This window comes from Mycobacterium sp. (genome assembly GCF_044342925.1).
Taxonomy (GTDB): domain Bacteria; phylum Actinomycetota; class Actinomycetes; order Mycobacteriales; family Mycobacteriaceae; genus Mycobacterium.
Genome location: NZ_JBIIOV010000216.1, coordinates 1 through 4,658, shown reverse-complemented (window position 1 = coordinate 4,658; position 4,658 = coordinate 1). Strand labels below are relative to the sequence as shown.

Below are 4,658 nucleotides of genomic sequence, written 5' to 3'. Positions count from 1 at the left end.
TCGACCTGCTGCTCCAGGCGCACCCAGTGCTGGCTGGTCACCTGGAGAAGGGTGCCGACGGCCGCTACGAGATCGTCCTGGACGACCTGCTGCACCCCGGCATCGACGTGATCGAACTCGACGGTCCCGACGCCGAGGCGCCGGCGCCGTTGTTCGACCAGAGTGCGGCGCTGGTCGGACTGCGGGTCGTGGTGCGCGACGGCGCCGGTTCTGACATCAAGGTCGAGCCGACGCTGTACATCCATCACAGCCTCGCCGACGGCCACCACCAGTTCAGCTTGGTGGAGGAGTTGTTCACCACCTACACCGATCTGGTGACGACCGGGCAGGCCCGGCCGGTCACCGTACACCCGGCGCCGGATTCGATGGAGAAGATCCTTGCCGACCGCGGCATCGAGAAGAAGAACCGCTCCGGTCTGGAGCGGCTGATGGGCGCGATGTTCGCCTACGATCTGCCGCCGTCGCGGCGGGCCGCCGCGGCGTCCGATCCGGTTCTGCCGCAGCTGGTTCCGATGGTGTCCTGCACGCTGGGCTCGGAGGAGACCGAACGCATCATCGCGTTCTGCCGGGCCAACAAACTCGGACTGAACGCGCTGCTGTCCGCGGTGGTCCTGACCGCCGAGTGGCAGGTCCGCAAGACCCCGAACATTCCGGTGCCCTACGTCTACCCGGTGGACCTGCGGTATCTGCTGTCACCGCCGGTGTCGGCGACCGAGTGCACCAACCCGGTGGGCATCGCCACCTATCTGGCCGAGATCCGCCGGGACACCGACGTCGTCGACCTGGCCCGCGACATCAACGACACCTTCAAGAGCGATATCGCCGAAGGGGTGATCCAGCAGTCCTTCCTGCACTTCAGCCCGCAGTACGTCGGCAACCCGCCCGGGATGCCCGACGTGGTGATGTTCACCGACAACGGCGTCGTCCCGCCCATGCCCACCCCGCCGGACATGGAGTTCACCGGCAGCCACGGCGAGCTGTACTTCGCCGTCGGAGCGGGCATCGAGATCTATACCAGCAAGATCTTCGGCGGCCGACTCACCATCGAATACCACTCGCACGGGCCCGATCCCGAAATCCGCACCGCCGCAATCGAATCGCTCCTGCGTGAAGTCGCGGCGCGCAAGGCGTAGCATGCGCGGAGGCTACCGGCCGGGCCCGAACTCGTAGACGTGGTACTGCAGCGACTTGCGCAGCGCGGGCGCCAGACGGGCGGCCCGCTTGACGGCGCGGAAGCGTGCGGAGACCCGGGCGAACGTGCTGGCGTCGAAGAACGTCGCCGATTCGCGCAGCCGCAGGCCGGGCACCCGGCTCAGGATGTCCTTGGGCGAATTGACGGCCCAGTACAGCGTGGACCCGGAGTTGCGCACCAGGGTCTGGCTCTTCTGCGACTTGATGGCCAGCCAGTTGAAGAAATCGATCTGCAGCTGTCCGGACGGGAAGTGCTCGACGACTCCGCGCAGCAGTTCGACGCCCTGGTCCTCGGTCAGGTACATGCTGATGCCCTCGGCGAGGAACAACACCGGCCGGTCGGCCGGGATGCGGTCCAGCCAGGACGGGTCGGTGGCCGACGTCGGGAAGAGGTGGTAGCCGGGCCGGGCCGGGTACACCTGCTCGCGCAGGGCGATGACCTCGGGGAAGTCCACGTCGTACCACGCCACGTCGGGCCCCGGGTCCAGCCGGAACACCCGCGCGTCCAGGCCGCAGCCCAGGTGCACCACGGTGCATCGCGGGTTGGCCGCCAGGAAGCGACGAGCCCAGATGTCGTACTGCGCGGTGCGCACGGTGCACACCGGCGCCCACGCGCCGCCGATGCCCAGTTCTTCCCAGTCGTAGTCGATCCGGGCGATCGCGTCCTTGGCGAACCGGTCGCCGAGAACGGGTCGCTCGAAGTCCGCGTCGAGGGCCTTGAGGTACAGCGTGGAGAGCATCGTCTTGGCCGGGCCGGTGAGGTTCACGGCAACTCTGTCGCTCACCCGTGTGAGAGTATTCGTAGTTGCTGGAGTGCGCGAAATCCGGCGTTCATCACAACCCGTCCGAGGAGGCGCAGCCGTGATCGACGTTGCCGAGTCGCCGGACCGGCCGAGCCGGGTCCTGCTGCTGTATTACAGCTACACCGGCCAGGCTCGAAAGGTTCTCGACGCCGCGGGGGAGGTGTTCCGCGAACGGGGCTGCGAGGTGTACAGCGCGCCCATCGAGTTCATTGACCCGCGATACGCCGAACGGTTCTCCCGGTTTCCGATGCACAACGTCTGGCCGGAGTTCATCGGCATGCTGCCGGCCCAGACGCGGCGGGCCACCGGCGAGATCCGCACCCCCGACGAGGTCCGCCGCCACGATTACGACCTGATCTGCATCGGCTCGCCCACCTGGTGGCGCAACGTCAGCATGCCGCTGCGGTCGTTCCTCACCTCGGCGGAGGCGCGCCCGCTGTTCGACGGCACCCCGTTCGCGGTGTTCGTGGTGTGCCGGCGCTACTGGCGGGAGAACTTCACCGCCGTGCGCAAGCTCGCCGCCAAGGCCGGTGGACGCTATGTCGGCGAAATCCATTTCACCTACCCCGGCGACCAGCTGCGCTCGATGCTGTCGCTGACCAGCTACCTGGGCTCGGGGGAGTACCGGGACCGTTACCTGGGCATGCGGATGCCGCCCACCAACGTCAGTTCCGACCAGCTTGAGGAGAGCAGGCGCTTCGCCGCCAAGCTCGCCGACCGTCTGCAGAAGGGTCGCCGTGGCGCGCAGCTTTGACGTGAGCACCTCCAACAACTCCAGTGTGACGGAGGTGATGGCGGTCTTTCAGAGTCGCAGTTATTGGATCGCGCGGCTGCAGGCGTACGGCGGCGACTCGATGACGCTCGACGACCTGATCGTCGCCGACGACGGCACCGTCGAAGTGATCAGCACCCAGGACATGCGCCGCGGCGCGCTGCCCGCCGCGATCGCCAAGGCGCTGCCGGGCGACTTCGCGCTGCACCGCAATGAGGTCTGGCGCCCGACCGACGGCGGCCGGGTGCGCGGGGACATCAACGTCAAGGCGTCCGGTGTGCGTGGCACTGTCGTCGGCGGTGCCGAGGTGACACCGCTGCCCGGCGGATCGGCCATGCGTTTCACCGGGACCGTCGAGGTGCCGGTACCGATCCTGGGTAGTCAGATCGAGAAGTTCATCGCCACCGCGATCGTCAAGGAGATTCCCGGTGTGGGCCAGTTCACCGACGAATGGATCGCCGCCAATGGCTGAGCTGTCCCCGATTCCCCACTCGATTCCCACGACCGTGGAAGCCGTTGCGCGACTGGACATGCCGCTCGTCGAGGCGATGATGACGCAGCGGGCTATCCGGCGGGTCCGCCCCGACCCGGTCGACGACGCCCTGATTCTCAAGTGCATCGAGCTGGCACTGCGCGCCCCCACCGGCGCCAACGGCCAGAACTGGGAATTCATCGTCGTCAAAGATCCCAAGGTCAAGAAGAAGCTCGCCAAGCGCTATCGGCAGATGTGGAAGCTGTACTACAAAACGGTCATCGAGAGCGTCACCGAGTGGGACGAGTCGATGGCCAAGACCGCCCGCGCGGTGCAGTGGCAGGTCGACCACTTCGAGGAGATCCCGGTACTGGTGGTCGCGTGCCTGCGGCTGACCGCGCGGGAGGGTCGGGTGCCGTATCTGCCGATGCCGCATGCGGCGCTGTCCGGGTTCTTCGGGTCGATCTACCCGAGCGTGCAGAACCTGCTGCTGGCCGCGCGCAGCATGGGGCTGGGTGCCTCGCTGATCACCTTGCCGCTGTGGAGCCTGGCCTCGGCCCGGCGCACGTTGCGGCTACCGATGTCGGTGACGCCGTGCGCCATCGTGCCGATCGGCTGGCCGAAGGGCCGCTACGGCCCGACGACGCGCCGGCCGGTCGACGAAGTCGTGCATCTGGACACCTACGGCAACCGGGCGTGGTTCGGCCGGGTTCCGCTTTCCCCGCGGACGCAACTGCTGCAGATCGAGGGGTGCGAGCCCGGCGGCTGAGGGGTCTCGTCTGCCTGCCTCAGCGCTGCTTCTCGGCGGCGCGACGCAGCGCCGGCAGCAGCAGCCGGCGCGGCGTCAGGCGGCCGCCCGCGCCCATCAGCTTGGGCGCTAGGCCCGGCACCACCAGTCGTTTGCCTTCCAGCATGCCGGTGATGCCCGCCTCGGCTACCGCGGCGGCCGACGTCGCGGCGAATCCGACGGCCGAGCGGTCCGCCCCGGCGATGTCCCACCACTCGGTGGGAACCGGGCCGGGACAGAGCACCGTGCAGGACACGCCGGTCCCGTGCAGACCCTCGTGCACGGCCTCGGAGAACGTCTGGACGAACGCCTTGGTGGCCGAGTAGACGGCAGCGTCCGGCAGCGGCTGAAAACCGGCGATCGACCCCACGTTCAGCACCGCACCGCAACCCCGCGCGACCATCCCGGGCAGCGCGGCATGGGTGAGTTCCATCAACGCCAGCGCGTTGAGGGTCACCTGCTCGCTCTCCCTGGCCGATGGCAGGGCCTGGAAAAGGCCGTTGGTGCCGAAACCGGCGCTGTTGACCAGCCCGGCGGGGGAGAGTTCACCGATGCGCTGCACCAGCTGGGCGCGGGCGTCGGCGTCAGCGAGATCCAGCGGCATCGCCTCGGCAGGTGCCGACATCTCGTCGG

General features: G+C 68.2%; 6 protein-coding genes. 4 read left to right on the top strand and 2 right to left on the bottom strand.

Going from position 1 to position 4,658, the window contains the following annotated elements:
• A partial coding sequence (locus ADBZ6I_RS16175) for a phthiocerol/phthiodiolone dimycocerosyl transferase family protein (protein WP_526385630.1) occupies positions 1–1,133 on the top strand: 1,133 nt, incomplete at its 5' end.
• A gap of 12 nt (positions 1,134–1,145) precedes the next feature.
• Here the strand turns inward: ADBZ6I_RS16175 and ADBZ6I_RS16170 are convergent.
• Positions 1,146–1,976, bottom strand: a complete 831-nt coding sequence (locus tag ADBZ6I_RS16170) for a class I SAM-dependent methyltransferase (RefSeq protein ID WP_526385628.1) — start codon at positions 1,974–1,976, stop codon at positions 1,146–1,148.
• A 76-nt stretch (positions 1,977–2,052) separates the two neighbouring features.
• Here ADBZ6I_RS16170 and ADBZ6I_RS16165 point away from each other — a divergent pair, with 76 nt between their 5' ends.
• Genes ADBZ6I_RS16165 through ADBZ6I_RS16155 form a run of 3 tightly spaced genes read left to right on the top strand, consistent with a single transcriptional unit; the run spans position 2,053 to position 4,007 of the window.
• A complete protein-coding gene (locus tag ADBZ6I_RS16165; protein WP_526385626.1) occupies positions 2,053–2,748 on the top strand; it encodes a flavodoxin family protein in 696 nt (231 codons plus the stop codon).
• A complete protein-coding gene (locus tag ADBZ6I_RS16160) occupies positions 2,732–3,238 on the top strand; it encodes a DUF2505 family protein (protein ID WP_526385624.1) in 507 nt (168 codons plus the stop codon). The genes ADBZ6I_RS16165 and ADBZ6I_RS16160 overlap by 17 nt, the downstream gene beginning before the upstream one ends.
• On the top strand, positions 3,231–4,007 hold the full coding sequence (locus tag ADBZ6I_RS16155) for a nitroreductase family protein (RefSeq protein WP_526385622.1): 777 nt from the start codon (positions 3,231–3,233) through the stop codon (positions 4,005–4,007). Before ADBZ6I_RS16160 ends, ADBZ6I_RS16155 begins: the two co-directional genes overlap by 8 nt.
• Positions 4,008–4,026: 19 nt before the next feature.
• On the opposite strand, the gene ADBZ6I_RS16150 is transcribed toward ADBZ6I_RS16155, so the two are convergent.
• The coding region (locus ADBZ6I_RS16150) for an SDR family NAD(P)-dependent oxidoreductase (RefSeq protein WP_526385620.1) at positions 4,027–4,658 on the bottom strand (632 nt) is incomplete at its 5' end.

Coding starts and splice junctions, on each gene's coding strand:
- ADBZ6I_RS16155 (WP_526385622.1), top strand. CDS start 3,231: ATGGCTGAGCTGTCCCCGATTCCCCACTCGATTCCCACGACCGTGGAA.